This is a genomic window from Marinobacter sp. CP1, from assembly GCF_001266795.1.
In the GTDB taxonomy this organism is placed as follows: Bacteria; Pseudomonadota; Gammaproteobacteria; order Pseudomonadales; family Oleiphilaceae; genus Marinobacter; species Marinobacter flavimaris.
In genome coordinates this window covers 940766-967528 of the sequence record NZ_CP011929.1, presented here as the reverse complement: position 1 = coordinate 967528, position 26763 = coordinate 940766, and the positions used below count along the sequence as shown (strand labels likewise).

General features: G+C 56.4%; 29 protein-coding genes. 20 read left to right on the top strand and 9 right to left on the bottom strand.

What is annotated here, in order from left to right; genetic code table 11:
- Positions 1-39 precede the first annotated feature (39 nt).
- From urtA to ACP86_RS04555, 14 genes are all read left to right on the top strand, one after another.
- Positions 40-1347, top strand: a complete 1308-nt coding sequence (gene urtA, locus ACP86_RS04620) for an urea ABC transporter substrate-binding protein (RefSeq protein ID WP_008175225.1) — start codon at positions 40-42, stop codon at positions 1345-1347.
- 91 nt (positions 1348-1438) lie between these two features.
- Positions 1439-3037, top strand: a complete 1599-nt coding sequence (gene urtB / locus ACP86_RS04615; protein ID WP_053112906.1) for an urea ABC transporter permease subunit UrtB — start codon at positions 1439-1441, stop codon at positions 3035-3037.
- Positions 3038-3040: 3 nt separating this feature from the next.
- Positions 3041-4165 carry an urea ABC transporter permease subunit UrtC gene (urtC, locus tag ACP86_RS04610; protein WP_053112905.1) on the top strand — a complete coding sequence of 375 codons (1125 nt, stop codon included), beginning with the start codon at positions 3041-3043 and terminating at the stop codon, positions 4163-4165.
- On the top strand, positions 4162-4986 hold the full coding sequence (urtD, locus tag ACP86_RS04605) for an urea ABC transporter ATP-binding protein UrtD (protein WP_053112904.1): 825 nt from the start codon (positions 4162-4164) through the stop codon (positions 4984-4986). The genes urtC and urtD overlap by 4 nt, the downstream gene beginning before the upstream one ends.
- Positions 4986-5684, top strand: coding sequence for an urea ABC transporter ATP-binding subunit UrtE (gene urtE / locus ACP86_RS04600; protein WP_008175218.1), 699 nt, complete (start codon positions 4986-4988; stop codon positions 5682-5684). Before urtD ends, urtE begins: the two co-directional genes overlap by 1 nt.
- Entirely contained in the window at positions 5681-6577 is an 897-nt protein-coding gene (locus tag ACP86_RS04595; protein ID WP_053112903.1) for an urease accessory protein UreD, read from the top strand. Before urtE ends, ACP86_RS04595 begins: the two co-directional genes overlap by 4 nt.
- 160 nt (positions 6578-6737) lie before the next feature.
- Entirely contained in the window at positions 6738-7772 is a 1035-nt protein-coding gene (locus tag ACP86_RS04590) for an IS110 family transposase (RefSeq protein ID WP_008172057.1), read from the top strand.
- Between the two features lie 343 nt (positions 7773-8115).
- Positions 8116-8418: an urease subunit gamma gene (ureA, locus tag ACP86_RS04585; RefSeq protein WP_008175208.1), complete on the top strand. Its 303-nt coding sequence runs from the start codon at positions 8116-8118 to the stop codon at positions 8416-8418.
- Positions 8419-8428: 10 nt separating this feature from the next.
- Complete coding sequence (locus tag ACP86_RS04580) at positions 8429-8746, top strand: urease subunit beta (protein WP_053112902.1); 318 nt, start codon at positions 8429-8431, stop codon at positions 8744-8746.
- Complete coding sequence (gene ureC / locus ACP86_RS04575; RefSeq protein ID WP_053112901.1) at positions 8743-10446, top strand: urease subunit alpha; 1704 nt, start codon at positions 8743-8745, stop codon at positions 10444-10446. Before ACP86_RS04580 ends, ureC begins: the two co-directional genes overlap by 4 nt.
- Before the next feature lie 48 nt (positions 10447-10494).
- On the top strand, positions 10495-11049 hold the full coding sequence (gene ureE, locus ACP86_RS04570; protein ID WP_053112900.1) for an urease accessory protein UreE: 555 nt from the start codon (positions 10495-10497) through the stop codon (positions 11047-11049).
- The gene (locus tag ACP86_RS04565; RefSeq protein WP_053112899.1) at positions 11021-11734 is read left to right on the top strand and encodes an urease accessory protein UreF; all 714 of its coding nucleotides are present in this window, start codon (positions 11021-11023) and stop codon (positions 11732-11734) included. Before ureE ends, ACP86_RS04565 begins: the two co-directional genes overlap by 29 nt.
- Before the next feature lie 22 nt (positions 11735-11756).
- Positions 11757-12395, top strand: a complete 639-nt coding sequence (gene ureG / locus ACP86_RS04560; protein ID WP_053112898.1) for an urease accessory protein UreG — start codon at positions 11757-11759, stop codon at positions 12393-12395.
- 43 nt (positions 12396-12438) lie between these two features.
- Positions 12439-13014 carry a HupE/UreJ family protein gene (locus tag ACP86_RS04555; RefSeq protein WP_053112897.1) on the top strand — a complete coding sequence of 192 codons (576 nt, stop codon included), beginning with the start codon at positions 12439-12441 and terminating at the stop codon, positions 13012-13014.
- A gap of 332 nt (positions 13015-13346) precedes the next feature.
- Here the strand turns inward: ACP86_RS04555 and ACP86_RS04550 are convergent, their stop codons facing one another.
- The 4 genes from ACP86_RS04550 to ACP86_RS04540 are packed head-to-tail and all read right to left on the bottom strand — an operon-like array spanning position 13347 to position 17152.
- Positions 13347-15062 (bottom strand): Eco57I restriction-modification methylase domain-containing protein, encoded by a 1716-nt coding sequence (locus tag ACP86_RS04550; RefSeq protein ID WP_053112896.1) that lies wholly within the window; start codon positions 15060-15062, stop codon positions 13347-13349.
- Complete coding sequence (locus ACP86_RS22585; RefSeq protein WP_144422717.1) at positions 15019-15528, bottom strand: hypothetical protein; 510 nt, start codon at positions 15526-15528, stop codon at positions 15019-15021. The genes ACP86_RS04550 and ACP86_RS22585 overlap by 44 nt, the downstream gene beginning before the upstream one ends.
- Position 15529: 1 nt before the next feature.
- Positions 15530-16522, bottom strand: a complete 993-nt coding sequence (locus ACP86_RS04545) for a hypothetical protein (RefSeq protein ID WP_141201875.1) — start codon at positions 16520-16522, stop codon at positions 15530-15532.
- 6 nt (positions 16523-16528) lie between these two features.
- Complete coding sequence (locus ACP86_RS04540) at positions 16529-17152, bottom strand: hypothetical protein (protein WP_053112894.1); 624 nt, start codon at positions 17150-17152, stop codon at positions 16529-16531.
- Between the two features lie 144 nt (positions 17153-17296).
- On the opposite strand from ACP86_RS04540, the gene thpR reads away from it, so the two are divergent.
- Positions 17297-17914 carry an RNA 2',3'-cyclic phosphodiesterase gene (thpR, locus tag ACP86_RS04535; RefSeq protein WP_053112893.1) on the top strand — a complete coding sequence of 206 codons (618 nt, stop codon included), beginning with the start codon at positions 17297-17299 and terminating at the stop codon, positions 17912-17914.
- Between the two features lie 361 nt (positions 17915-18275).
- Here thpR and ACP86_RS04530 read toward each other — a convergent pair whose 3' ends face one another.
- Positions 18276-18716: a tautomerase family protein gene (locus ACP86_RS04530; protein WP_053112892.1), complete on the bottom strand. Its 441-nt coding sequence runs from the start codon at positions 18714-18716 to the stop codon at positions 18276-18278.
- Positions 18717-18895: 179 nt separating this feature from the next.
- Here ACP86_RS04530 and ACP86_RS04525 point away from each other — a divergent pair, with 179 nt between their 5' ends.
- The 3 genes from ACP86_RS04525 (at position 18896) to ACP86_RS04515 (ending at position 20939) form a co-directional block, all read left to right on the top strand.
- Positions 18896-19786 (top strand): alpha/beta hydrolase, encoded by an 891-nt coding sequence (locus tag ACP86_RS04525; protein WP_053112891.1) that lies wholly within the window; start codon positions 18896-18898, stop codon positions 19784-19786.
- 116 nt (positions 19787-19902) lie between these two features.
- On the top strand, positions 19903-20208 hold the full coding sequence (locus tag ACP86_RS04520; RefSeq protein ID WP_053112890.1) for a hypothetical protein: 306 nt from the start codon (positions 19903-19905) through the stop codon (positions 20206-20208).
- Positions 20209-20276: 68 nt separating this feature from the next.
- Positions 20277-20939 carry a hypothetical protein gene (locus tag ACP86_RS04515; protein ID WP_053112889.1) on the top strand — a complete coding sequence of 221 codons (663 nt, stop codon included), beginning with the start codon at positions 20277-20279 and terminating at the stop codon, positions 20937-20939.
- Between the two features lie 52 nt (positions 20940-20991).
- Here ACP86_RS04515 and ACP86_RS04510 read toward each other — a convergent pair whose 3' ends face one another.
- From ACP86_RS04510 to ACP86_RS04495, 4 genes are all read right to left on the bottom strand, one after another.
- Positions 20992-21792, bottom strand: a complete 801-nt coding sequence (locus tag ACP86_RS04510; RefSeq protein WP_053112888.1) for a class I SAM-dependent methyltransferase — start codon at positions 21790-21792, stop codon at positions 20992-20994.
- Positions 21793-21862: 70 nt separating this feature from the next.
- Positions 21863-22357, bottom strand: coding sequence for an MOSC domain-containing protein (locus ACP86_RS04505; RefSeq protein WP_053112887.1), 495 nt, complete (start codon positions 22355-22357; stop codon positions 21863-21865).
- Positions 22358-22393: 36 nt separating this feature from the next.
- Positions 22394-23140: an SDR family NAD(P)-dependent oxidoreductase gene (locus tag ACP86_RS04500; RefSeq protein ID WP_227507818.1), complete on the bottom strand. Its 747-nt coding sequence runs from the start codon at positions 23138-23140 to the stop codon at positions 22394-22396.
- A gap of 128 nt (positions 23141-23268) precedes the next feature.
- Entirely contained in the window at positions 23269-23673 is a 405-nt protein-coding gene (locus ACP86_RS04495) for a nucleoside 2-deoxyribosyltransferase (protein WP_264752626.1), read from the bottom strand.
- 451 nt (positions 23674-24124) lie between these two features.
- Here ACP86_RS04495 and ACP86_RS04490 point away from each other — a divergent pair, with 451 nt between their 5' ends.
- Positions 24125-25651, top strand: a complete 1527-nt coding sequence (locus ACP86_RS04490; protein ID WP_053112885.1) for a M28 family metallopeptidase — start codon at positions 24125-24127, stop codon at positions 25649-25651.
- Between the two features lie 163 nt (positions 25652-25814).
- Positions 25815-26762, top strand: a complete 948-nt coding sequence (locus tag ACP86_RS04485) for a ferric reductase-like transmembrane domain-containing protein (protein WP_053112884.1) — start codon at positions 25815-25817, stop codon at positions 26760-26762.
- Position 26763 lies beyond the last annotated feature (1 nt).

Sequence of the window (26763 nt, the reverse complement as noted above, 5' to 3'; positions counted from 1 at the left end):
AGACGAACTGCATACCCAACTAAGAAAAGGACGCCTGAAATGAACCTCAAAAAACACGTGAAACTTGGCCTCTCTGCGCTCGCTCTCTCCATCTCTTTTAACTCCGTTGCAGCGGAAGATCCCATCAAGGTGGGCATCCTGCACTCACTGTCCGGCACCATGGCCATCAGTGAAACCGTTCTGAAAGACACCGTTGAAATGCTGATCGAACAACAGAACGCCAAGGGCGGTGTGCTCGGTCGTCAGATGGAAGCGGTTGTTGTAGACCCGGCCTCCAACTGGCCGCTGTTTGCTGAAAAAGCCCGCGAGCTTCTGGCCCAGGAAGAAGTCGACGTGATTTTCGGTAACTGGACCTCGGTTTCCCGTAAATCCGTACTGCCGGTGGTGGAAGAGCTGAACGGCCTTCTGTTTTACCCGGTTCAGTACGAGGGTGAGGAATCCTCCGAAAACGTCTTCTACACCGGCGCTGCGCCCAACCAGCAGGCGATTCCTGCGGTTAACTATCTGATGAACGAAATCGGCGTGGAGCGCTGGGTTCTGGCAGGTACCGACTACGTCTACCCGCGCACCACCAACAAGATCCTTGAGACCTACCTGATGGACATGGGTGTGGCCAAGGAAGACATCATGATCAACTACACGCCTTTCGGTCACTCCGACTGGCAGAACATCGTGTCTGATATCAAGCGTTTTGGTTCCGCCGGCAAGAAGACCGCCGTGGTCTCCACCATCAATGGCGACGCCAACGTGCCCTTCTACCGTGAACTGGGTAACCAGGGCATCGCGGCCTCCGACATCCCGGTTGTTGCCTTCTCCGTGGGTGAGCAGGAACTCTCCGGTATCGACACCGGCCCGCTGGTTGGCCACCTGGCTGCGTGGAACTACTTCATGAGCGTGGACAACGACGCCAACTACGACTTCATCGACCAGTGGATCGAGCACACCGGTAATGATGAAGCGGTCACCAACGACCCGATGGAAGCGCACTACATCGGCTTCAACATGTATGTGGAAGCGGTCAAGAAGGCCGGCACCACAGATGTTGATGCGGTAAAAGACGCCATCATCGGTGTGACTGTACCCAACCTCACCGGTGGCTACGCCGCCATGATGCCCAACCACCACATCACCAAGCCGGTGCTGATCGGCGAGATCCAGGACAACGGCCAGTTCTCCGTCGTCTGGGAAACCTCTGGTCTGGTCGCGGGCGATGCCTGGTCTGACTACCTGCCTGGTTCGCGGGACATGATTGCAGATTGGCGCAAGCCGTTGTTCTGCGGCACGTTCAACACCGCAACCGGCACCTGTGGCGCGTCTGCGGGCGAAATGGCGGCTGAAGCCGAGTAAGGCTCAGACGGTAAAGCACCATCGACAGCCGGGGGTAGTTACGCCTCCGGTTGTTGCCCCGCAACACGCTTGAAACAGACAGGACACTCTCATGAGCATCTGCCGATCGCTCACATTGCTGCTTATCGCCCTGTTTTCCCTGCTATCGCTGCCTGCAACGGCGCAGGAAGAGGATCCTGGCAAGGCTCTGCTGATCAATCTCGCAGAGGCGCCGGCCAGTAAAGTGGAAGAGGCGGTGAACGCCATCGTCAGCAGTGGTGATGAAAGAGCCAGGGGCTGGCTCGAAGCCTACGGAAATAATCGCCTGAGCCGGGTAAAAGACACCGGGCAGGTTGTACTGGTACTGAACAACCGGGGCAGGGACTGGGAAATTGCCGATCCGCTGACCGGAGAGAATATGGGTGAAATGTCCCGCCGTGAGCTGGACAGAGTCGCCATCAATAACCGCATACGGGGCCAGCTTGAAGGCATACTGGCCATGCTGGACCTGAATGCCAAAGACCCGGATGTGCGCGAAGCGTCCGCGCAGGACATGATGGGCAAAGTGGATGCTTCCCTGGTTGAGCCACTGGAAGCTCAGCTGGCGAAAGAAGAAGACGCGGCCGTCCGCAACCGCATTGAAGAAGCCCTGGCCATCTACCGGGTGGGCGAGGGCAACCTGGAGGCCGTGGACGTGCTCGCCGGCAGTCTTCATCCCCGGGCCCGTGCCGCTTTGAACGAAGCCGTTCGCGGTGACAACGAGGCGCTGGCTCAACGTGCCGCCAGGGCCCTCGAAAGCATTGAACAGAAACTCCAACTGAACCGCGCCGCCGAGACCCTGTATTTCGGCCTTTCCCTCGGTTCGGTTCTGGTACTCGCCGCCATCGGCCTGGCCATCACCTTTGGCGTGATGGGCGTGATCAACATGGCCCACGGCGAACTGATCATGCTCGGTGCCTACACCACCTGGGGCATGCAGCAACTCTTCCCCGGCCAACCTGGCCTGGCGCTGATTCTGTCGATTCCCGCCGGGTTCATGGTCGCGGCCACCGCCGGCATCATCATTGAACGCAGCGTAATCCAGTACCTCAAAGGCCGGCCGCTGGAAACCCTGCTGGCCACCTTCGGTATCAGCCTGATCCTGCAGCAGCTGGTGCGCACGGTGATCTCTCCGCAAAACCGCACCGTGGTAACGCCGGACTGGATGAGCGGCTCCCTGGTGATCAACGACGCGCTCTCGCTGACCCTGAACCGCCTCTACGTGTTGGCCTTTGCGCTGATCGTGTTCGCCGGGCTGATGTTGATCATGCGCAAGACCCGCCTGGGCCTGGAAGTGCGCGCTGTTACCCAGAACCGTGCCATGGCGCGCTCCATGGGCATCCGCGCCACCCGGGTAGACATCATGACCTTTGCCCTGGGCTCCGGCGTCGCCGGCCTGGCCGGGGTGGCGCTCTCCCAGCTCACCAACGTGGGCCCGAACCTGGGCCAGAACTACATCATCGATTCGTTCATGGTGGTGGTGTTCGGCGGCGTCGGTAACCTCTGGGGCACGCTCATTGCCGGGCTTTCCCTGGGCACCATCAACCAGCTGCTTGAACCCTGGGCCGGTGCCGTACTCGCCAAGATCATCGTGCTGGTGTTCATCATCCTGTTCATCCAGAAACGGCCGAAGGGGCTCTTCCCCCAGAAAGGCCGGGCAGCGGAGGGTTAAGGTATGTGGTTAACAAGACCCTTACAGGAACGTTCAACCCAGATATTTCTTGGCGTGCTGTTCGCGGCCGTGGTGCTGGTGACCTTCCTTCACCTGTTCATGCCCCAGGACAGCGCCCTGCACGTGAGCGCCTTTACCGTCACGCTTCTTGGCAAATACCTCTGCTACGCCCTGCTGGCAGTGGCCGTGGACCTGGTGTGGGGTTACCTCGGTATCCTCAGCCTGGGCCATGGCGCCTTCTTTGCTCTCGGCGGCTATGCCATGGGCATGTACCTGATGCGCCAGATTGGTGATCGCGGCGTGTATGGCGACCCGATCCTGCCGGACTTCATGGTTTTCCTGAACTGGCAGGAGCTGCCCTGGTTCTGGCACGGGTTCGACATGGCCTGGTTCGCCTTCATCATGGTGCTGCTGGCCCCGGGCCTGCTGGCGCTGGTGTTCGGCTTCCTGGCCTTCCGCTCACGGGTAACCGGGGTGTACCTCTCCATCATTACCCAGGCGCTTACCTTCGCGCTGATGCTGGCCTTCTTCCGCAACGAGATGGGCTTTGGCGGCAACAACGGCCTCACCGACTTCAAAGACATCCTCGGCTTTAACCTGCGTACCGACGCCACCCGCCTCGGGCTGTTCATCGCCACCGGTATCGCCCTGGCCATTGGCTACGTGATTTGCCGGGGCATTGTGACCAGCAAGCTGGGCCGGGTGAGTGTGGCCTGCCGGGATGCCGAGGCCCGTACCCGCTTCCTGGGTTACCGGGTGGAGCGGGTTCAGCTGTTCGTGTTCGTGGTCTCCGCCATGCTGGCGGGTGTGGCAGGGGCGCTGTATGTGCCTCAAGTAGGCATCATCAACCCCAGTGAATTCTCGCCGCTGTTCTCCATCGAGATCGTGGTGTGGGTGGCCCTGGGTGGCCGGGCGACCCTCTACGGCGCGGTGATCGGGGCCATCCTGGTGAACTACGCCAAAACCGTGTTCACCGGCATCATGCCGGACGCCTGGCTGTTCGCCCTCGGTGGCCTGTTCGTGCTGGTGACCGTGTTCCTGCCCAAGGGCATTGCCGGGCTGCTGCAGAAGCGTCGGAAAGCCAGGGAAGATGACGATACCCCCACCGAGCAGGAGGCGACTGTATGAGCTTTTTTCAGGAGCTGACCGACCGCGAGCATGTGTTCGAGTTTTTGACCCAGGTGCAGTCCCCGGTGGACGTGCGCCACGGGCCGATCCTGTATCTGGAAGACGTGAACGTAAGCTTTGACGGCTTCAAGGCCATCAACAACCTCAACCTCACCATCGACGACGGCGAGCTGCGCTGCATCATCGGCCCCAACGGCGCGGGTAAAACCACCATGATGGACATCATCACCGGGAAAACCCGCCCGGACACCGGCTCGGTCTGGTTCGGTAGCCGCCACAATCTGCTGACCATGAACGAGCCGGACATTGCCTCCCTGGGCATCGGCCGCAAGTTCCAGAAACCCACGGTATTCGAAGCGCTCACCGTGTTCGAAAACCTGGAACTGGCCATGGCGGCGGACAAGCGGGTGTTTCCCACCCTCACCGCCGTGATGAAAGCCGAATACCGGGACCGGATCGACGAAGTGCTGGAAATGATCGGCCTGGAATCCCTGCGCGACCGCCTCGCCGGCATCCTCTCCCACGGCCAGAAACAGTGGCTGGAAATCGGCATGCTACTGATGCAGAAACCCCGGCTGCTGCTGGTGGACGAACCGGTAGCGGGCATGACCGAACAGGAAATGGAACGCACCGCCGAACTGCTCACCAGCCTGGCCGGCAAGCAGTCGGTGGTTGTGGTGGAGCACGACATGGGCTTTGTGCGCTCCATCGCTCGCAAGGTGACCGTGCTGCACCAGGGCAGCGTGCTGGCCGAAGGCTCCATGGACCAGGTCTCCAACGATCCGGAAGTGATCAAGGTGTATCTCGGGGAGGAGGCGTAATGCTGAAGATTGAAAAGCTCAACCAGTTCTATGGCGAGAGCCACACCCTCTGGGATCTGGACCTGGACGTACCCCAGGGCCAGTGCACCTGCGTGATGGGCCGCAACGGCGTGGGCAAGACCACCCTGATGAAATGCATCATGGGTGAAGAAACCACCAAGAGCGGCAGCATCGAATTCGCCGGGGACGTGGAACTCACCAAAAAGAAAGTGGAAGACCGCTCCCGGCTGGGCATTGGCTACGTGCCCCAGGGCCGGCAGATCTTCCCGCTACTGACCGTGGAAGAAAACCTGCGCACCGGCCTGGCCGTTCGCAAGGACGGCAGCAAGAAAATCCCCGAGCGGGTGTATGAACTGTTCCCGGTTCTGAAAGAAATGCGCCACCGCCGCGGCGGTGACCTTTCCGGCGGTCAGCAGCAGCAACTGGCCATCGGCCGCGCTCTGGTGATCGAGCCGCGCCTGCTGATCCTCGACGAACCGGGTGAGGGCATCCAGCCCAACATCGTGGCCCAGATTGGCGAGGTGATTCGCAAGCTCATCGAGGAAGACGGCCTTACCGTTCTGCTCGTGGAACAGAAGCTACCGTTCGCCCGCAAATACGCCGACCGGTTTGCCATCCTCGACCGGGGTCGACGGGTGGCAGAAGACGAAATCGCCGGCCTGACCGATGAACTCATCAAGAAGCACCTGACGGTATGACGGTTTTTGAACGCATCGAACCCGCCCACGACTCCGGCCATCGCTTCGACGCCGGGCGGCACTGGGCCGCGTCCATTGCCCTGGGCTTCGACACCCGGCCGGATGGCAGCAACACCGCCACCCGGATGACCCATGTGCGCCACAAAGGCCCGTTGCGGGTGCAACGTCCCTTCTATCCGGAAGGCCGCCATGGCTGCTGCCACGTGTACCTGCTGCATCCGCCGGGCGGATTGGTGAGTGGCGATGCCCTGAGCATCGAGGCTCGCGTAGGTAAAGACTCACACACCCTGCTGACCACGCCAGCGGCGGCCAAGCTCTACAAGGCCGACAGCCACGGCGTTGCCTGGGCCCAGCACACCCGGTTGAAGGTGGAGCAGGGCGGCATTCTCGAATACCTGCCCCAGGAGACCCTGGCGTTTGATGGTTCCCGGGGCGAACAGAGCACCACCATCGAACTGGAAGCCGGCGCCCGATGCATCGGCTGGGAAATCCTCGCCCTCGGCCGCCCGGCCAGCAAGCTGCCGTTTGTCTCCGGCCATCTGGAGCAGAAATTCCGCCTGCTGATGGACGGCCGCCCCCTGTGGCTGGAACGCCAGCTTATGGACCCGAACCACGCCCGGTTCAAAGGCCACTGGGGCCAGGGCGGTGCCACCGTGCAGGCAACCCTCTGGGTGGTTGGCCTGGACGATGAAGCCGGTGCCATTGAAGAACTCAGGGAAGCCCTGCCGGCAAGCCACCGCTGGGCGGTGACCCGCCGAAGGGGTGTGGTGCTGCTGCGCTACCTGGGGCAGGAACGAAACGAAGCCTGGGCGCTGTGCCAGCAAGCCTGGGAACTCATCCGGCCAAGACTCACCGGCCAGCCAGCCAGCGTTCCCCGAATCTGGCTGACCTGAATGTTTGTGCAGGTACAGGGTGGAACGGCCTGTTCAGGCACCAAGAGCGAGCTAAAGAAACGTAGGTCGATGAGATGGTCTCCTCCCCTCCTAATCGGCGTCGCAATGCGCCAGGATAGGGAAGGAGAATTTTCCTATCAGAAACGAGTGGGAGGAGACCATGAGTAAGGTTACAACGGTTGGCATTGATCTCGCAAAGAACACGTTTGTCCTTTTTGGGCTGGGCCCTAAAGGTCACAGCGGGTGGAAGCGCAAAGTGCGCCGCAAGCAGTTGCTGGAGCAGCTGGTGCGTTTGGAGCCTTGCACAGTCGCTCTTGAGGCGTGTGGGAGCTCGCACTATTGGGCTCGCCAGATACGAGCGTTAGGGCATCAGGTTGAGTTGTTACCGCCTCAACATGTGAAGGGCTATCTTCGAGGTCAGAAAAACGATTACAACGATGCTCAGGCCATTGCGGAGGCCAGTGAACATGGGCGAATTCGCCCGGTGCCGATCAAAGAGGTCGAGCAGCAGGATGATCAGATGCTGCACAAGCTGCGCCAGGGCGTGAGCAAGGATCGGGTACGAATCAGCAATCAGCTTCGAGGATTGCTGGCCGAGTACGGTGTGATCATGCCCCAGGGAATAGCGGCGCTGCGCCGGGAGCTGCCACTGGCACTGGAAGACGCTGACAACGGGTTGAGCGAGCGGGCCCGGCAGTTGTTGCACCGCCAGTATCAGCGTTTTCTGGAAGTAGAGCAGGAACTGGCCTGGTACGACCAACAAGTAAAGCAGAGATCGAGACAGGATGAGACCTGTCGGCGCCTGCAAGCGATACCGGGCGTTGGTGAAGTCGTCGCCAGTCTGCTGAAGGGCTGGATGGGTGATGGCCGCCAATTCCGGCGAGGCCGAGACGCTGGCGCAGCGCTGGGCCTGATCCCCCGTCAGAACAGCACCGGGGGCAAAGACGTCTTACTGGGAATCAGCAAGCGAGGCGACCCGTACGTACGCGCCCAACTGGTTCACGGGGCGAGAGCGGTGGTTGCCCGTGCGGACGGGAAAATGGACCGCCTCAGCCGATGGATCCAGCGACTCAAGGCAGAGCGAGGGTTCAACAAGGCAACCGTCGCATTGGCCAACAAGTTGGTTCGCATTGCCTGGGTGATTATCGCCCGAGGCGAGCACTACCAGCCATCGGAGCAACGGCTGGCGGTATGAATAAGTCAGGGATTGACTGAGCTAAATCACCGACGCGACGTCGGAAAGTAAAGCGGTTACCCTTCCCGCAGGTTGCGAGGGTCACAGCAATCGATGGCATAACAGGTCAGACCGGCCTGCCGAAAACCTGACTAATCCAAGGGCCCCAGAGGCCGTTAGGTCGATAAGGACGGCAGGCGCGGATCTTCCATCAAGGCCAGAGGCGACAAAGCCGCCTCATCAAACAGGCCGGATATACGGGCGCAAACCTGTCCCTGACATTGAGTGCTGAGACCTTGCAAACGGGGAGGAGACCATATACGGATTAGCAAAGCGTAATCCGACAAGCAAGCGGAGAACAAAAATGGAACTAACCCCGAGAGACAAAGACAAGCTGCTACTGTTCACGGCAGCCCTGCTGGCTGAACGCCGCAAAGCCAAAGGCCTGAAGCTCAACTACCCGGAAGCCGTGGCCCTGATCAGCGCCGAAATCATGGAGGGCGCCCGCGAAGGCCGTACCGTGGCCGAGCTCATGACCGCCGGCACCGAAGTCCTCACCCGTGATGACGTGATGGACGGCATCGCCGAAATGGTCGACGAAGTGCAGGTGGAAGCCACCTTCCCCGATGGCACCAAGCTCGTCACCGTCCACAACCCCATCGTGTAAGGAGCGCGCCATGATCCCCGGTGAATACCAGCTCAAAGACGGCGACATCGAACTCTGTGAAGGCCGCGAGCGCATCCAGATAGAGGTGGCCAATACCGGCGACCGCCCGATCCAGATCGGCTCTCACTACCACTTTGCCGAAGCCAACCCGGCCCTGGATTTCGACCGCGCCAAGGCCCGTGGCTATCGCCTGGATGTGGCGGCCGGCACCGCCATCCGCTTCGAACCCGGCCAGAGCCGGGAAGTCACGCTGATCCCGTTCGCGGGCGGCCGTGAAATCTACGGTTTCCGGCAGGAAGTCATGGGCAAACTGGAGGGCCAGAAATGAAAATTACCCGACAAGCCTACGCCGACATGTACGGCCCAACCACCGGCGACCGGGTACGGCTCGGCGACACCGACCTGTGGATTGAGGTGGAAAGCGACGCCGCCCACTACGGCGACGAAGTAAAATTCGGCGGTGGCAAGGTTATCCGCGACGGCATGGGGCAGAGCCAGCGCGCCGATGCGGCGGTGATGGACACGGTGATCACCAACGCCCTGATTCTGGACTGGTGGGGCATCGTCAAAGCCGACGTGGGCATCCAGAAAGGCCGCATCGCCGCCATCGGCAAAGCCGGTAACCCGGACACCCAGCCAGACGTGACCATCGTGATCGGCCCCGGCACCGAAATCATCGCCGGCGAGGGCAAGATCCTCACCGCCGGCGGCATCGATGCCCACATCCATTTCATCTGCCCCCAGCAGGTGGAAGAAGCGTTGATGAGCGGTATCACCACCATGCTCGGTGGCGGTACCGGCCCGGCCACGGGCACCAACGCCACCACCTGCACACCGGGCCCCTGGCACATCGGCAAGATGCTCCAGGCGGTGGATTCACTGCCCATGAACATCGGCTTCCTGGGCAAGGGCAACGCCTCGCTGCCGGAATCCCTGGAACTGCAGATCCGGGCCGGCGCCATTGGCCTGAAGCTGCATGAAGACTGGGGCACCACCCCGGCCAGCATCGACAACTGCCTCACGGTGGCGGACAAATACGACGTGCAGGTGGCGATCCACACCGACACCCTGAACGAATCCGGCTTTGTGGAAGACACCCTGGCCGCGTTCAAGGGGCGCTGCATCCACACCTACCACACCGAAGGCGCCGGCGGCGGCCACGCACCGGACATCATCACCGCCTGCTCCAAGGATTACGTGCTGCCGTCGTCCACCAACCCGACACGGCCCTACACCGTGAACACCATCGACGAACACCTGGACATGCTGATGGTGTGCCACCACCTGGACCCGAACATCCCGGAAGACGTCGCCTTTGCGGATTCCCGCATCCGCCGCGAGACCATCGCCGCCGAGGACATCCTGCAGGACATGGGCGTGATCTCCATGATCGCCTCCGACTCCCAGGCGATGGGCCGCGTGGGCGAAGTGGTGTGCCGCACCTGGCAGACCGCCCACAAGATGAAACAGCAGCGCGGCCTGCTGCCGGAGGATGAAGACCTGGGCGCCGACAACCTGCGTGCCAAACGCTACATCGCCAAGTACACCATCAACCCGGCCATCACCCATGGCATCGCCCATGAAGTGGGTTCCGTGGAAGTGGGCAAGCTGGCGGACCTGGTGCTCTGGAGCCCGGCGTTCTTTGGCGTGAAGCCCGCCACCATTCTCAAGGGCGGCATGATTGCCGCCGCGCCCATGGGCGACCCGAACGCCTCGATTCCCACGCCCCAGCCGGTGCATTACCGCCCCATGTTCGGCGCCTTTGGCAAAGCCGCCAGTGCCACCCGCCTGAGCTTTGTGAGCCAGGCTGCGATTGATGCCGGTATTGGCAAAGAGCTTGGCCTGGACAGCCCATTATCCGCCTGCAAGGGCGTGCGTGACGTGCGCAAGGGCGACATGAAACTGAACGACGCGTGCCCGCACATCACCGTGGACCCGCAAACCTACGAGGTGCATGCCGATGGCGAGCTGCTCACCTGTGAGCCCGCCACCGAGCTGCCCCTGGCCCAGCGCTACCATCTCTTTTAGTCAATACAGCTGAAGGCTGTTCTGAGCCGGGAATAAGAGGACATTGTTATGTTGGAACTGATTGAACGCATCGGTGACGTGAAGTCCACCGGCATCGATACCAGCGAGATTCTGGACAACCTGATCCTGCCTTACGAGCTGCGTATCCGTGGCCGGCTGCGGGCCACCACCGAAACCAACGTGGACGTAGGCCTGTTCCTGGATCGCGGCCCGGTGCTGCGGGACGGCGACCTGCTGCAGGCCAGGACCGGCGAGATCGTGCGCATACGCGCCGCCGAAGAGCAGGTTGTGACGGCGCGCATCAAGTCTGGCCAGCCCCTGGCCCGCCTGTGCTACCACCTGGGCAACCGCCACGTGACACTGGCCATCGGCGAAGACGAGCAGGGCAGCTTCGTGCGTTTCCCGCCGGATCATGTGCTGGAAGAGCTGGCCGAACGCCTGGGCGCCACCGTGGTGCATCACACCGCCCCGTTTGATCCGGAACCCGGTGCCTACACCCAGGCCGGGCATTCTCATGGTCACAGTCACGGCAACAGCCACAGTCATTCACACGATCACGACCACGGGCACAGCCATGGCCACAGTAAGAAACATACCCACTGAGGCCGCCACCCCGCAGGTGGACGACCTGGCATTGCTGGGCCTGATGCAACTGGTCAGCCCGGCACTGCCCATCGGCGCCTTCGCCTGGTCCCAGGGCCTGGAAAGCGCCTTCGAACTGGGCTGGGTGAACAACGAAGCCGAACTGGCTCAGTGGATTGAAGGCGTACTGGAAGACGGCCTCAGCCGCTGCGAACTGCCCCTGCTGGTACGTTTGCAGACCGCCTGGGCGGAAGGCGATGCCATTGCGCTGGCAAAGTGGAACGACTGGCTGCATGCCACCCGGGAAACCGCCGAGCTGAGTGACGAAGACACCCGCCTCGGCGGCGCCCTCGTCACTCTTTTGCGCAACCTGGAACTGCTGCCCGAGCCACACCTGATTCCGGAAGAGCCCGGCTACATCACCATGTTCGCGTGGGCCGCCCATAAACGCTTTGTGCCGGTTCGTCAGACGCTGCTCGGCTTTGCCTGGGCCTGGCTGGAAAACCAGCTTGCGGTGGCCTGCAAGGCATTGCCCCTGGGCCATACCGCCGCGCAGCGCATTATCGAACGGCTACGGCCGCAACTGGCGGTGGCGGTGGACACCGCCCTCGAACGAAACGATCACGAACTCGGGCCCATCCTGCCGGGACTGGCGCTCGGAAGTGCAATGCATGAAACACAGTATTCACGGCTTTTCAGAAGCTGAATAACAATTGAGGAGATCTGCCATGACACATTGTCTGAGAGTTGGAGTGGGTGGCCCGGTTGGTTCCGGCAAAACCGCCCTGTTGCGCCAGTTGTGCAAAGCCCTGCGGGACCACTACGACATCGCTGTGGTGACCAACGACATCTACACCCGGGAAGACGCCGACTTCCTCCTGCGCCACGAAGCCCTGGCCGCAGACCGCATCCTCGGCGTGGAAACCGGCGGCTGCCCGCACACCGCCATTCGTGAGGACGCCTCCATGAATCTGGCGGCTATCGACGACCTCCAACGCCGCCACCCGAACCTGGAACTGGTGCTGGTGGAATCCGGCGGTGACAACCTCTCCGCCACCTTCAGCCCGGAACTGAGCGATCTCACCCTGTACGTGATCGACGTCTCCGCCGGCGACAAGATCCCCCGCAAAGGCGGCCCCGGCATCACCAAATCCGACCTGCTGATCATCAACAAGATCGACATCGCCGAACAGGTGCATGCCTCCCTGGACGTGATGGAGCGGGACAGCAAGAAAATGCGCGGCGAACGGCCCTTCGTTTTCACCAACCTGTACGACGGGGTAGGGCTGGAGACGATCATCAGCTTCATTCTGGAGCGGGGCATGTTGCCGGAGCGACGGCCTGAGAAGCTTGCCGAGACTGCTTGAGCCAATCGAGTACAAACGACTTAGGAACCATCAGGAGAAAACCATGAAACTCACAGCCAAACTCCTCACAGCTGCCGCGTTGCTGACTGCTTCCGCCTCCGCCATGGCCCACTCCGGCCACTCCGAAGGCGGCTTCACCAGCGGTCTGCTGCACCCCATGCTGGGCCTGGACCACCTGCTCGCCATGGCCGCCATCGGCTTCTGGAGTGTGCGCCAGAGCAAGCACATGAAAAACGCCACCCCGGCCTTTGTGATCGGCGGCATGATTCTCGGCGCCACCCTTGCCTGGGGCGGCCTGAGTCTGCCGGGCGTGGAAACAGGGATTACCTTTTCAGTACTGGTCGCCGGCATCCTGATTGCCACACTGGCGAGGCTGCCGACGGCTGTGGGTGGCACTCTGGTTGGTGCGTTCATGCTGTTCCATGGTTTTGCCCATGGGGCGGAGATGCCTGCAGGCGCGACACTTGGTGCTTACCTGGCTGGTTTCTCGATCGCTACGCTCGCCATTACCCTCGTCGGGCGTGGATTGGGTAGCTTGATGCTGAAAGCAGATAGCCGGTTCAGTCGTGGTGTTGGTGGTGTGTTGGCGGTTGCTGGGGCGTATTTGGCGGCTGCCTGATACGCACTTCGAAACTTGCAAACGATAGTTAGAGAGCCGCTCGGGAACCGAGCGGCTCTCTAATTATCCAGTCTAAGAATAAATCTGTCCGAGTTTTTGTTCAGCCCGCCAAAAGAGGCCCCGGCGTCACCAAATCCAATTCGTTGATCATCAACAAGCTCGATATTGCCGAACAAGTACACGCCTCCATGGACTCAGTTGGTCGAGGCTCCAGAAAATCCTGACGAATACCTCTTAGTGTCTCCCAAACTGAATAACGGAGTTAGACTGGAAGCCATCATCAGCTTCATTGTCGAACGCGACAGATTGCATACCTTGCCGATAGTTCCTGGCTAAAAATCAAGCTTGTTTTCCAGTGCTTCTTTTAACCATTCGGGTAGAGTCGGAAGTCTCACTGTGCCAAGCTCACGCGGTTCAATCTTACGCAAACCACCACCATACTTTCTCAGATTTATTCTAAGGTCAGCGTCCTCTGCCGCCTGAAGCAGATCAAAAAGATCGCGTTCTCTAACCGGATTCTGATCTAGAATGACTTGCAGTCTGGGCTTTGGATACATTAGGAGATATGTGTTCGTAGCCAAAGCATCTGACTCATTCTTAATAAACCGAATTGGCGAGACAGTGTTTGTACCGCGCCCCATATACGTACACAGAAAAGGCGGCGGATCCCTTCGTTCCTGGCGATACCAAAGCCTGCGCGAACGAATCAACGATCTATCTTTAATTCCCATCTCGTCTGCGGAATCCAGGAACTTTTTTATTAGTGGAAATTTTCTTCTAAGTTCTAACTCCTCAAGGCTACAATCAAACAAAAATAACTGGTTATTAACCGCAGGGAGCCCTTTGGCGTCTCTGCGAACGATAGCTGATGAAAGTGTTCGAGATTTTGGGAGAAGGGGAACCAAGAACTCATCTGGAATATTGGCGTCGTAAGCCTCATCTCTTTTCAGAATGAAAAACTCATTGGCACCGGTTGCAATTCCTCTTTTGATTTCAAAAAGCTCTCCGAGCGTTGGGCCGTATGAATCAACTGGCTCACCAAAAAGCATTTCAAAGGTCCAGCGTCTTTTACTTCTAAGAAACCCAATCGAGAAACTTCGGGATTGCTGAGGATCATCTATACTTCCGCCGTGACTAAACGTTACGTAATCATCCTCCCGCGCGCCATTCTTCTCCAAGAATACGACACAAGATGAGACCTTCGCATTCTCGAATTGTGGTAATGCGTCGTCGTAAATATGTATCTTCTTGAGTCTTACGCTGGTTGTAAGGTATTGCCGAAGCGCAAAACCATAGTTGGTATCCATAAACTCAGTTGGAATAAGCCACGCACCAATAGCTCCCTCTCTCATCCATGAGTGGGAAGCAAGAATAAAATAAACGTAAAGACCAGAGAGTCCACTTATTTTTAAACCACTGGCTTTCGTAGCTTTTTCACGTAAAAGCTGTCCATACGCTTTGTCGATGTGCTGAAATCTAACATAAGGAGGGTTTCCCAAAATAAGATTTCTGTCTGGTTTGCTATCAAAGTGAAGATAATCTCCTGAGTTGACTTCTAAGCCATACCTACTCCATTTTGATCGAGTGGACTGAGCTATTTGATTGTTCAATTCGACTCCAATTGCCGATTTTATTGAACTGTCATCGAGGAGATGTTGTAAAATTGAAAAAAATACGCCATTCCCAACCGCGGGATCTCCGAAAAACACAGAGTTTCTGCCTGCACCCATGAGATCTAAAGCGCACCTTGTAATATCTGTCGCTAGCTCGGGCGGAGTAATGTAGAGGCCTGACTGATTAGCGTCAGGATCTTTGTTTTTATCCCAACTAAGAGCTTCGTATGGCGAGGATTCGTATTTTTCCAGATTGCAGTCCTGCTGATATGGATGCTCGACCGGTTCAAAATCTTTGGCAACAAAGTGGATCTCGTCACAGATTTGGCGAATGGCATCTATTCGATCTGAATCTGACAGGGACGCTAAAAGCTCCAGTGAGAGATTTTGACTAAAAAGTTTCGCAAAAACATCCTTTGTTTTTGATGAAAACATCAAATTTGACGTTTTTTTTTCTGCTATTTTTCCTAATTTCGATTTCGTCTAAGCGCTGATCAATTAATGGAAGCTGGAAGCTCCAATCATAACGCTCCAGTAAACTCAAAAGTTTTTTGGCAAATTCTGAGTCATCACCATCATACATCGTAATATGAAATACACTATCGGGGAAATGCGGTTTGTGTTCCAGTCTATTGAGTTCTTTCGAAGAGCATTTAATGAACACCACCTTGTTACTGTTATCATCGGGCTTCACCAGTCCGAAGCTACCCGGCCCAATTATTTCCAGGCTAGTAGGAGCACACTGCCTGTAAATTGAAAGATCGTTTTTCCTCAAACGGTCAATGTATCGAACAGTTACATGAGGCTTTGATCTCGACTTCGGATTTCCAAGTTTTCGGATAGCATCGAGAAGTGGGCCGATCTCTGTATTATCGAGATTGAGAACGAATGCAGTTGCCAATTTAGATCACCAAGTGTCGTACAAGACCTAATTCAAAGTTCTTTTCTTTGTCAATAAATTTTATCAGTTCAAACATTGCATCTCCGAATTCATTGGCCTCTTCGAGGAGTTTCGAGCCATTATTTTCGGTTGCAAATCTTTGGTGGAGTTCGGTTTTAGAGAGGCCCGTCATGTCTAAAAAAACGGAATATTTTGTAATTAGATTATTCACCATACTTTGGGCGTTTGGCAGCCATTTTGGAACTTTTTCTAATCGTTCTCGAGGTGTCATTTTTATTAGTTTAACTACTTCTTCTTTATTTGTTGATGTTGGCATCGCGCCAATTGCGCAAACAGTGGCAAAGCACGTCATCATCCTGCTATATTTAAGCTTATAGTTGTGTACCTTTTTTTTCGTCTTTGACTCATCATCTTTTCGGCGATATTCATAGTTGAGGAGAATCGTTTTCCAGTATCTACAAATATCGTTCAGTAGGAAGATCGGACGAAAGTCATCTTTGTGTAGTTCGCTATCCTTAAAGTAATAATCTATGACGCGTTCAATTAGTTTTTCATATTCAGCTTCGTTATATAACCATTGGCTTTCAAGAATTAAAAGCATTCGCGCGGTGAAGTAATTTTGGTGGTCGTCTGTGGGGCTTCCGAGTATGTCAAACATTTTGTCGATCGACAGGATGTCTAGATATTCACAATCACCTGAAAATTTTGGAAACTTCAAGTCTGATATGACTTGGATAAGCTTTCCAAATAACTTTAGTTCTTTTGTCCTCGGATCTTCCAACTTATCAGGATTAGCGAAAAAGAACATATCAATGTCCGAGAATTCGCTCGCTTCTAAGCGCGAAAATGAGCCTGCTCCAATTATTGTGAGATTTGGGTACTCTGTTACTTCAGGGGTTTTGCCTAGGGCATGTCGAAGTTCATTAATTTTTTTTGTTGAATGGTCTTTTCTATTTTTTATTACCCGCTGACTATCAGGCTGTGTATTACTCACAGATTCCTACCCCCCGGCCGGTGGTTTTTTTGAAATTTCTACTGCTCTTCTCTTTGCTTGTTTTTTTGTATAGAAAGGGTTTTCCTCTCGTGCTTTTCGTAGCGCTTTTCTTTGGAGGTACTGCTTTTGAGCGCTATCAAATGCTTTCCCTGTTGTGGTATGTGAATTTTGACTTATTTGTAGGTAACGACGATAAAAATGGTTTAGTTCGTCTTCTGACAAGGAGCCGCCCTCTGACTTAATCTTTGCAGTCTTTAAGTCGAATGATAAGTCGGTATATTGCTGAATAGCTCGAATGTGTAGAGAGTTATTGGATTCCACAAAAAAGCTGTCAAAAAGAGCATTTATTAGAAAGATCGCAAGGGCTAATAAGCCCGAAAATATTAGTATCTTTGGTTCATTAATGCTCGGATAATAATTTTTTAAAATATTTATATCTGTAAATACAACCAAAGTAATAAGTGCGCTGAGTAATATGTTAGCAGATTTTTGAACTTTGAGTTTGAAGCTGGTGCTCTCTTGAAGTACATCATGTACTCCGCGCTGAAGTTTTATTCTTTCTTCCAGGTCGCCCTCGCGGGTGTTGTATTCTACATTCCTGTTTTCGGGCTGATTTTGAGCGTTTGTCATATGTCTGGTCCATCAGAAGTGCAGAACTTCCTGTCGAAAAAACATCTAGATTCTAATAGCATGAGTCGAGCGTAGCACTTTTCGAAGAACGCATGGAAGTGCTTCTGGTAGACTTCGTTAAGAACCGGAAAATATTGATGGATCATGCGCCGGTGCAACCTAGGGAAGGAGCTTCATATCTTACATCGAGTGTTTTTATCCATTGAGTTGCCGGAAGCTTTGCGGAGGCGAGTGGCCTTGATTTCTGAAAGGATTGTTGGGCTCGTCCCGCAAGCCCAAAATCGCCTTCACCTCACGGTCTGTTTTATTGGTGACGTTTCTACTAATGAATTGGATAGATTACTGCGCATCAAAAAGAAGATCGAAGTCCCGGAATTTGATGTGGAGCTTGGGAAACTGACAGCCATAGATCTCCTTCATTCTCGCTGTTGGTGTATTGAGGTTTTTCCTCTTGGCCAGATGCGGGTATTGAATAGTTTGGCTAGGAAGCTACTGATTGGTCACGGTTTTGGTGTTGAGCAGGTTAACTATTATCCACATATTACCATTGGCTGGCCTAAGGCAGGGGAAGACACGGTGGAATTTGATCAATCTCTTGTTACCAAGCTTTGTGGCGTTTCGTTTGCTGTCCGCGAGGTTGGAATTTTTGAGAGTCAATCGAGGGACGGATCAAAGGTCTATGAGAAAAGGGGAGGTTTTGGGCTTTTAGAGGACACACAGGATAAGGCTATTAGAAAATTTGATTTGGGGCTGGACAGATAGTGAGGCTTTTCAGGCTTTAGGTGAACACTGGGCGAAATTATAAAATGCCCGGCGAGTGCACCACCCGGAATACAAAAAAGCTTTTTTGTTCGGTGCCAGAAGTGATAAAACCCATCTGTTATAGTTCCCGAAGAAGCTTTGAGCCATCTGAGCCGCGGGGCTCTTATTCGAAAAACTACTGTAAACGCTGCGGTGTTGGGCTGTTTGGTGAGGATTACTTCAGTTTCAACGAGAAGCCCGCCCCAACTGTCCGGAAGAACCTGGCTGTGCATTTTGCAGCGCTTCTTTTCGGGGTTGCTGGCTTAATGTTATCGCTTTTGACTGGCCGGTCTTGACCCCTGGGAAAACCTGGACAGATCTATTATCGCTGTTGTGAGGGTAAACTAGCCCGCTTTTCCTGAGACATTCCCTCCTCCCACTCAGCCTCACCGCCCGGCGCTGGCAAAAACCGCCCAAACTCGATCATCTGGGTGGCCGGGATGTCCTGCAGATAGATCCAGACATCTTCAGCTGAGATGTCTACGATTTGGGCTATTTCTTCAAGCATCTGGCTCATCAGGGCCTGTTTGATCTCGATGCTTCTGCCCTCCCGCACCAGGCCGTGCACATACACCTGAGGCGCGGTGTTCACTCTGCCACCCACAAAGTGTTCGCCCTCATTGGCCGCAGAAAACAGAACCTGGGCAAAGAACCTGGGAGCGCCGGTTTGGGCATTATGGGCCGCTGTGATGGCCTCGGCGATCTGTGATTTCTGCTGCGACGACAGAGACAGATTTGCGACCGTGACGGTGTAAGTGGGCATGGGAAGCTCCTGCCATGGGTTGTACGTTTACACTGGATCTCGCCAATACCGGAGTGAGACAGGCTTGTTTCACTATAGCAACGCTTAGCTGCCGTGCCCCGGCGATTTACGCTGCCGATTTGATATTGAAGCAATGAGCTATCCTGAGACTCTCGACCTTCAAGCATGAGAGCCAAACAATGATCGAAACGCCCCTGGAATTTCAGAGCGATGGTACAACCTGTCGCGGTGTTCTTTACACGCCGGATGCCGGCAGTAAAGATTTACCGTGTATCGTCATGGCCCATGGTTTTGGGCTGACTCATGCCAGTGGTCTGGCACCGTTTAAGGAAGCCTTCTGCAATGCGGGATACGCGGTCTTTGCCTTTGACTACCGCCATTTCGGTGACAGTGATGGTCAGCCACGCCAGACGCTGAGCCCCCGGAAGGAAGTGGCAGATTGGCTGGCGGCACTGAATTTTGTGCGGCAGCTGGATCGTGTCGATGGCAGCCGCATTTGCCTGTGGGGGACGTCGTTTTCTGGCGGGCTGGTGATTGCGGCCGCGGCAAAGGATGGAAACGTGCAATGCACCATCTCCCAATGCCCGATGATGGATGGCTTGGCGTCTTTGCTGGGGGTTGTCGGTTATGCCGGCTTCATGCAGGCGATGCGTCTGACCTGGCACGGAACGGTCGACTGGCTTCGTCGTGGGCTGGGGATGTCTGCCCGGTATATTGCGTCGGCCGGCCGTCCCGGCGAGTTGGGCATGATGACGGCTGAGGACTGCCAGGAGGGGTATGTTCCCTTGCTGGCCGATAACGCGTCGAATTACGTCGCGGCGGGCGTGAGTTATGCCATTCCTCTTTTCCGGCCCATCCGGTTGGCCAGCAAAGTTGCCTGCCCGGCACTGGTGTTGATTTGCGACCACGATACGGTCGCCCCGGCGAGTGCTGCAGCCAAAGCAGCCCAGAAAATGCCGAACGCGGAAGTGAAGCACTATCCGGTGGGTCATTTTGATGTCTATCGGGGCGAAGCTATGGAGCAGTCCATCGAAGATCAGCTGAATTTCCTGGCCCGGTTTTTACGGTGACAGCGAAAACCGGGGCAGAGCTATTTTGGATGGGGTTAAGGGCATAGAATTGGCGAATGGTATCGACTGGGTTCGGATGCGCACTCAGATAACAACCGCAGCGACAGGCCCTAACTATGAATGTGGATAAAGCAAAAAAGCGTATCGCAAAGCAGGTCAAGAAGGGCTTTCACGGCTATCCGTTGGTTTCGCTGGAGTACTTTGGTAAAGCGAACTCTGGCAAAACGCCCGATTCAGCCAGCGAGGTTGTGATTTCTTATACCGAGGAAGAGGGCGCGGAACCCCAGAAGCAAACGTTCGTAAGTGGCAGTGATGCCAGGGAAGATGAAACCATTCAATCCACACTCCTCAAAATCATTGAACGGGCGGATGCAAAAACGGTTACTGAGATCGACGGTATTTCCCCTGTCCGTGAAAGCTGAAGCTCGGGAAACCGGGTGACCGCTCAGAATCGAGACAGGCCCATTTTCTTAAAGCGTTCGACATAACCATGCACAGCAGCAGCCTGCGAGGCAGCGATTTCAAAATCACCCAGGATGGCGAGGACATTCGGCACGCGGACTTGTTTTCGTCGTTTCAGGATACCGATCGCCTTAGCATCGTTGTCCCTCGTCGGTTTGAGGGCATTGGTGCGATGACTCTGATCATGGCCTACGTCACCGCGTTCTATGACCGCTATCGTGAGCGCGGGCCAGAGTTTTATGCCTACCCGGATTTCTTTACCTTTCAGCGGGAGGCCCCCTGTGCCGACTATGGCATGTTCGACATCTGGCCCAACCACAAGAACGTCCACGTTCCAAACGATGCGCAGCAGACCGCAGAGGCCATTAACGGGCGGGGCGTGAACGTTTTACTGGTTCCCGACAACGACGCGCGGGAGGTAGCGATCTCACCGGTTGAACGGGAAAGCGCCAGGCGCAGTGTCCAGCAGTGCTTTGCCTACTCGGAGTCCGGTACCGCGTCGTCGTCCGATCTTGTCATCGAATGCCGGAGTGAGTTGCTCCGCGGTTATGCATTGTCCGTTCTCGATTCCGTGCCTGCCGACGAATCGGTGCTGAAGCATCGCAGGCAATGGGAGGCGCGACTGGCCGGCGACACCTTTCGCCAAAAGTTTCGCACGTTGGATCTTGATGATGCTTTGCGGAGGATCTGAATTGCGCAATGCCGACGTGCCGGCAATGCGACTCGTGCCCGGTTGCCGCTCTCTATTTCGAACAAGTGTACAAAAAGCGCAACAAACGCCTCTCGCTCGTTAACCGGTGAACGCCGGCCAAAAATCGCTGCACGCCCAGAAAGTTCTCTTCACCCTCACAGTCGATCAGTGCGTCTTTCCGTTTTTCGCGCGCATCGTGCCAACGTTTGGACAACAGAGCACAGTTCGCAGTGGTATCACGAGCTTCAAGCAGCTTGAGACCGGATTCCTGTATTAATTGCTCGTTGACGCCGGGAGGGCTGAAAAAATACAGACCGTCTGGGCATCGATTCTCAAGCTCTTCATAGGAAATCAGTCCCCCGATCACCAAAGCGTCGCTAAAGACGAATTTCCCACCAGGTTTTAGCAACCTTTGTGTGTTGGAGAGAACTTCTCGCCGACGAGGGACATGACACAGGACATCCGTGGAATAGATGGCGTCGAAAGAATTATCTTCATAGGGCAATTCTTCAGAGGCATCGTGTTGTTCGAATTTCACGAGGTCGCTGACCTTCTCATCTTCGGCCAACGCATTCGCCGTTTTCACGCCCGACGCATTTATCTCGAACCCTACAACCCGACAGCCTATACGCTTTGCCAGGCCGACAGCGTACCCGCCAGATCCACAACCGATGTCCAGGACCGATGAATCTGATGTCAGCTGAAGTAACTCGGGTATCTCGTGGGATTCTTCAGTCGAAACCCAGCTGGTTTGCCCATAATCCTCGCCATAAGTCTCCAGCCGGACCTCGCTGTAGGTTTCCAGCGAGTAATTGCTGTAAGAGCTACTGTAGAGATCGATCTTTTTGCTCATGGGTTCTTCCCTTCCTGGGCTGCTGACTTTTGCTGCCAGGTAGTGGATACGGGAAACCGGTGGTCTTGTTTCACTGTAGCAACGCCTGCACTTCGTCACCACGAGCCAGCTCACCCCCTTCAACCACCCGCGTAGTAATGCCTCCATGCCCACGCATGGCGTTGTACCCACCCGGCCCGAGGGCCGTCTCCATCTTGCTGCAGGGGTGGCACAGGCCGGTGTATTCCAGCACCACACCCCCAATCCGGAACCGTTTGCCTTTCAGGGCCAGCAGGTTCAGGCCAGAGACAACGATGTTGCGCCGGAAAACCTCGGGTTCAATGGCTTCCCGCTGCAGGCACGAGGCAATGGCATGCAGGTGTTCTTTCTGGATCAGGGTCACCTGTCGTTTGCTGGTATCGCGGCCCTTGAATCGATCTCCGTCCAGCCCTTTGCCCGGGGTGACCGTTGCCCTCTCGAGCACCTGCATGGGCTCGCCGCGTGCAGGGCGGATGCCAATCCACTGAACGCGGCCGCATTGGGGAAGTGTGTCGAGCAGGGTTTGAAGTGGGGTCGATTCGGGCATGGGGTTATAAAACTCCTTGGGCGATGAGTTGGTGGCTCAGGACAAAACCTGGCCGCCGTCCACCACCAGTGTCTGGCCGGTAATCCAGCGGGCCATATCGGAGGCCAGGAATAACGCGACGTCGGCGACTTCCTCCGGCGTGCCCAGGCGCCCGAAGGGAATCCCCTCGCGAATACGCTGGTAGAGCTCTGGATTGTTCTGCCGGGCCTGATCCCACACGCCGCCCGGAAACTCGATCGAGCCAGGGGCAATGCCATTAACACGCACTTTATGCGGGGCCATGGTCACCGCCAGGCTGCCGGTGTAGTGAGCGACCGCGGCCTTGATGGCTGCGTAGGGGGCGGTGCGTGTCGAGGCGTGCAGGGCGGCGATGGAGGCAATGTTGATGATCGTGCCCCCGGCTTCCTTGAGCGCCGGAAGGCAGATGTGGCCAGCGCGAACCGTGCCCATCAGATCCACTTCAACACTGCTCAACCAGCCTTCTTCGTTGTCTTCCCGCCCGAATGCCGATGCGCAATTGACCAGCACGTCCAGGCCGCCCAGCTCGTCCATGGCGTTCTGCAGATAAGTTTCCAGCTCGGCCTTGTCGCCGATGTCGCAGGGGGCCACATGCAGGGCCAGCCCCTCGCTTGCCACTTCTTCTGCCAGAGCGTCCAGGGACGCCTGCCCGCGGGCGCACACAGAGACGCTGGCCCCGGCTCGGGCAAAGCCCAACGCGATTGCCCGGCCAATACCCTTGCTGCCGCCAGCGACGATGACGCGCCGGCCGTGGAAATCAAACATCACTGAATGCTCCTGTTTTCCCATAAGGTTTGGTCTCGCCCTCGGGCACCGCGAACTGTTTGGCTAGGTTCTCTCTTTGAATTTCAGTTTGCAATTGCCGTTCATGCGCTGTGGAAACCGGGACAGATTTATTTTTTTATCGCCCTCACGCAACGGCGGAACAGCTCTGCCGAAAAGTATCGGTGTTCGCCGGGCTGCTCTGCCACGAAGAGCTGGCCACCGGAACTGTAGATTCCGCCCTCGATCATCAGGTTGTCGCTCATTTCAAAGTCTTCAATGGTATGGCCCAGTTCGTCCAGGTCGGTGGCGCCTGCTCGTTCCCGGTAATATCGGCTTTCGAGGGTAAACCCGAAGGCGGGTTTACCCTGTCCGATCATATACCCCACCTCAAAGACGGTGCCCGGGTCCGCGCTGATACCGCGGAAGGGGGTCAGGTTGGCGATGATGGCCTCGCAGCTGTCCATCAGTTCCCGGTTGGCCCAGTAGATCCGATGCCCGCGCCTGAATTTCGCCTCGTTGGCGGACAGCGCCAGTTCAGTGTCCAGCGGGTCTACGCCCTCCAGTCCGTTTTCCTGTAGCAGGCGTTTTTTTCTCGGCCACGATGGCCTGATGTTCAGCTGCGGGGAAGAAAACTTCTGGGCCGGCGAGGTAGATTCGTTTTGGCTTCGTCATGGGTGCCTCATAAAGCTGATGAAACTGCAGGATAGCATCCAGTATTTTCCAGGTAGCAGAAATGGGGCAGCGAGGTTTGATCGTTGCGCCGGGCGGATGCCAATCCACTCAACGCGGCCGCACTGAGGCAGTGTGTCCAGCAGGGTTTGAAGTGGGGGCGATTCGGGTATGGGCTTTACTGAACTGCTGGGACGATGGGAAAACTAGCGGAATCAGGGAAACCTGATACGCTTGATTGGTCGCAGCTGATTCTGCGGCAGGATGCGAGCGGTATTCAAGGAAGATAAAAATAACGCAGCAAGGAGCTACACCATGTTAAACGTCAGGTTTAATCGTACACCTCTTGCCATCGCAGTGGTCGCAGCAGCGACCGGCCTACCTGTCTTCGCCGCTACCAGCGTTGATACTTATACCCTTCGAGAAGCGGTTACTGTTGCAGGGGTTCGCAGTCACCAGGCTGCCTTTCAGGCAGCAGCCGATGCCAATGGAGGAACCCGAGAAGCATCATCGCCCGGCTACCAGGCTTCGGTAGATTACGTCGTCGGACAGATGACCTCTGCAGGGTATGAGGTAACGATCCAGGAGTTCGACTACCCATTCTTCGAGGAAAACTCGCCCGCCGTCCTAGAGCAGTTAGCCCCCAATCCGACGGTCTACGAGTATTTCGGGCTTGCCGGCTTTGCCACCATGACCTACTCCGGCAGTGGCAACGTGACGGGAGTCGCCGAGGGCGTGGATCTGGCTTTACCACCTGGAACGGAAGCCAACACCTCGACCAGTGGCTGTGAGGCAACGGATTTCTCTGGGTTTACAGCCGGCAATATCGCGGTGATCCAGAGGGGGTCCTGCTCATTCGCCCAGAAGGCGCAGAATGCTGCGGATGCCGGTGCCATCGGGGTGATTATCTTCAATGAAGGCCAGCCCGGGCGTACCGAAAACTTTTTGGGAACGCTCGGTGATCCTGGTTTCACTATTCCAGTGGTTGGCGCCGCCTTCGAGGTTGGCGTTGAGCTCGCCGCCGGCGGTGTTGATGCAAATCTCGTGGTCGATGCCAGCTCGGAAATTCGCACGACATCGAACGTTATTGCCAACTCGCCAGAAGGCCGGGACGACCGGGTGGTGGTAGTAGGCGCACACCTTGATTCGGTGTCCGAAGGTCCCGGTATCCAGGATAACGGCAGTGGCTCGGCGGCCATCCTGGAAGTTGCGATCCAGATGGCAAACCAGCAGATCAGCCCGAGAAATAAGGTGCGTTTTGCCTGGTGGGGGGCGGAAGAAGCCGGCTTGCTGGGAGCACAATATTACGTTGATCAGTTGAGCCCGCGTGACATCAAGGACATTGCGCTGAATCTGAATTTCGACATGATTGGCTCGCCGAATTTCGTTCGCTTTGTCTACGATGGCGATGGTTCTGATACTCCGCTTGCAGGCCCCAACGGTTCAAAGACGATCGAAAGCGTTTTCCTTGAGTACTTCAAAGCGAGGTCCTTGCCGGTTGAGGCAACCGCCTTCGACGGCCGCTCTGATTATGGGCCTTTTATTGAAATCGGAATCCCTGCGGGTGGGCTCTTCACCGGGGCGGAGGGGATCAAGACACCTGATGAAGTCGGTTTATATGGCGGTGTTGCCGGTGAGCAATACGATCCCTGTTACCACCTTGCCTGTGACACCTTCGATAACATCAGCCTTCAGGCGCTCGATGAGATGTCCGATGCTGTTGCGCATTCTGTGATGACCTTCGCCTTGACCACCTCGTCGGTTAACGGAACCGACAAAGGTAAAGGGCTGGGTAAGATCAAAAACGATATGGAATATCGCGGATCTCGCCTGGTGAAATAGCGCTGCAATACGATGGCAGGCGACCAGGGACGGTCGCTTTGCTCCATTTAAAATCGGGACAGGTTTATTTTTTAGAAGGAGCTCGGTTGCCCCCCAAGTTGACAGTATTGGCTATCATTAGGGGTATCTTGCATGATCAAAGGAAGGGAAAAAGACTCGCCAGATGAAACCGCTCCTTCTGATCGTTGCTTACCTTGTCGCTGTCACCCTGCCGTTGCTCCTGTCCGCATGGGTAGGAGGTCCACCACGCCAGTTCCACCAGGAACTGGCCTCCGGCCTTGGCATTCTTGCCTTCTCGATGATCCTCGTGGAATTCATCCTGTCCGGGCGTTTCCGGGCCATTTCAAATGACGTCGGCATGGATGTGACCATGCGGTTTCACCAGGTCATGGCTCGCACGGCACTGGCTTTTGCTCTGCTGCACCCGTTTCTTTACCAGGGAACGCCGACAGGAGGGCAGCGCCCATGGGACCCCACGCGTCAGTTGACGCTTACAACGGATTTTTCCGATCTGGCGACAGGCATTATCGCCTGGCTGTTGCTTACCGGCCTTGTTGTCATGGCCATCGGGCGCACCCAGCTGGGCTACCGATACGAGACATGGCGCCTGTTACACGGGCTCGGCGCGCTGCTGATCGCGGTACTTCTGCTGCACCATACGGTGTATGCCGGGCGTTACGGATCGCAGCCGGTGATGACCTGGGTGTGGCTGGTCATGACGGGTGTGGCGGTTGGGTCACTGCTGATGGTTTACCTGGTGGTTCCCTGGCTGCAGAAGGCTCGCCCCTGGCGCGTGACGTCTGTCGTTCGGTTGACGCCGAAGCAATGGGAAGTGACGGTGACCCCCAACGGTCACCGTGGGCTGGATTATCAGGCCGGGCAATTCGCCTGGCTGAATGTGGGGCAAAGCCCTTTCTCGATGAAGGAACACCCTTTCTCCATTTCCATTGATGGCGAGCTGATGGATCGCGTCTTTTCAGAGCTGGAGTTCCGTGACTGGGTGTTTGTGATGTGCGGACCGGCGGTCATGATGGACGTTGTTGAGGATCACCTGATCCAGCGGGGCACACCCGCTCACCGGATTCTCTCGGAGCGGTTCAGCTATGACTAAT

What these genes read in the sequence shown, in the direction of transcription:
- urtA (WP_008175225.1), top strand. Translation starts at nt 40, where the DNA reads ATGAACCTCAAAAAACACGTGAAACTTGGCCTCTCTGCGCTCGCTCTC.
- urtB (WP_053112906.1), top strand. Translation starts at nt 1,439, where the DNA reads ATGAGCATCTGCCGATCGCTCACATTGCTGCTTATCGCCCTGTTTTCC.
- urtC (WP_053112905.1), top strand. Translation starts at nt 3,041, where the DNA reads ATGTGGTTAACAAGACCCTTACAGGAACGTTCAACCCAGATATTTCTT.
- urtD (WP_053112904.1), top strand. Translation starts at nt 4,162, where the DNA reads ATGAGCTTTTTTCAGGAGCTGACCGACCGCGAGCATGTGTTCGAGTTT.
- urtE (WP_008175218.1), top strand. Translation starts at nt 4,986, where the DNA reads ATGCTGAAGATTGAAAAGCTCAACCAGTTCTATGGCGAGAGCCACACC.
- ACP86_RS04595 (WP_053112903.1), top strand. Translation starts at nt 5,681, where the DNA reads ATGACGGTTTTTGAACGCATCGAACCCGCCCACGACTCCGGCCATCGC.
- ACP86_RS04590 (WP_008172057.1), top strand. Translation starts at nt 6,738, where the DNA reads ATGAGTAAGGTTACAACGGTTGGCATTGATCTCGCAAAGAACACGTTT.
- ureA (WP_008175208.1), top strand. Translation starts at nt 8,116, where the DNA reads ATGGAACTAACCCCGAGAGACAAAGACAAGCTGCTACTGTTCACGGCA.
- ACP86_RS04580 (WP_053112902.1), top strand. Translation starts at nt 8,429, where the DNA reads ATGATCCCCGGTGAATACCAGCTCAAAGACGGCGACATCGAACTCTGT.
- ureC (WP_053112901.1), top strand. Translation starts at nt 8,743, where the DNA reads ATGAAAATTACCCGACAAGCCTACGCCGACATGTACGGCCCAACCACC.
- ureE (WP_053112900.1), top strand. Translation starts at nt 10,495, where the DNA reads ATGTTGGAACTGATTGAACGCATCGGTGACGTGAAGTCCACCGGCATC.
- ACP86_RS04565 (WP_053112899.1), top strand. Translation starts at nt 11,021, where the DNA reads ATGGCCACAGTAAGAAACATACCCACTGAGGCCGCCACCCCGCAGGTG.
- ureG (WP_053112898.1), top strand. Translation starts at nt 11,757, where the DNA reads ATGACACATTGTCTGAGAGTTGGAGTGGGTGGCCCGGTTGGTTCCGGC.
- ACP86_RS04555 (WP_053112897.1), top strand. Translation starts at nt 12,439, where the DNA reads ATGAAACTCACAGCCAAACTCCTCACAGCTGCCGCGTTGCTGACTGCT.
- ACP86_RS04550 (WP_053112896.1), bottom strand. Translation starts at nt 15,062, where the DNA reads ATGTTTTCATCAAAAACAAAGGATGTTTTTGCGAAACTTTTTAGTCAA.
- ACP86_RS04540 (WP_053112894.1), bottom strand. Translation starts at nt 17,152, where the DNA reads ATGACAAACGCTCAAAATCAGCCCGAAAACAGGAATGTAGAATACAAC.
- thpR (WP_053112893.1), top strand. Translation starts at nt 17,297, where the DNA reads ATGCGCCGGTGCAACCTAGGGAAGGAGCTTCATATCTTACATCGAGTG.
- ACP86_RS04530 (WP_053112892.1), bottom strand. Translation starts at nt 18,716, where the DNA reads ATGCCCACTTACACCGTCACGGTCGCAAATCTGTCTCTGTCGTCGCAG.
- ACP86_RS04525 (WP_053112891.1), top strand. Translation starts at nt 18,896, where the DNA reads ATGATCGAAACGCCCCTGGAATTTCAGAGCGATGGTACAACCTGTCGC.
- ACP86_RS04520 (WP_053112890.1), top strand. Translation starts at nt 19,903, where the DNA reads ATGAATGTGGATAAAGCAAAAAAGCGTATCGCAAAGCAGGTCAAGAAG.
- ACP86_RS04515 (WP_053112889.1), top strand. Translation starts at nt 20,277, where the DNA reads ATGCACAGCAGCAGCCTGCGAGGCAGCGATTTCAAAATCACCCAGGAT.
- ACP86_RS04510 (WP_053112888.1), bottom strand. Translation starts at nt 21,792, where the DNA reads ATGAGCAAAAAGATCGATCTCTACAGTAGCTCTTACAGCAATTACTCG.
- ACP86_RS04505 (WP_053112887.1), bottom strand. Translation starts at nt 22,357, where the DNA reads ATGCCCGAATCGACCCCACTTCAAACCCTGCTCGACACACTTCCCCAA.
- ACP86_RS04500 (WP_227507818.1), bottom strand. Translation starts at nt 23,140, where the DNA reads ATGTTTGATTTCCACGGCCGGCGCGTCATCGTCGCTGGCGGCAGCAAG.
- ACP86_RS04490 (WP_053112885.1), top strand. Translation starts at nt 24,125, where the DNA reads ATGTTAAACGTCAGGTTTAATCGTACACCTCTTGCCATCGCAGTGGTC.
- ACP86_RS04485 (WP_053112884.1), top strand. Translation starts at nt 25,815, where the DNA reads ATGAAACCGCTCCTTCTGATCGTTGCTTACCTTGTCGCTGTCACCCTG.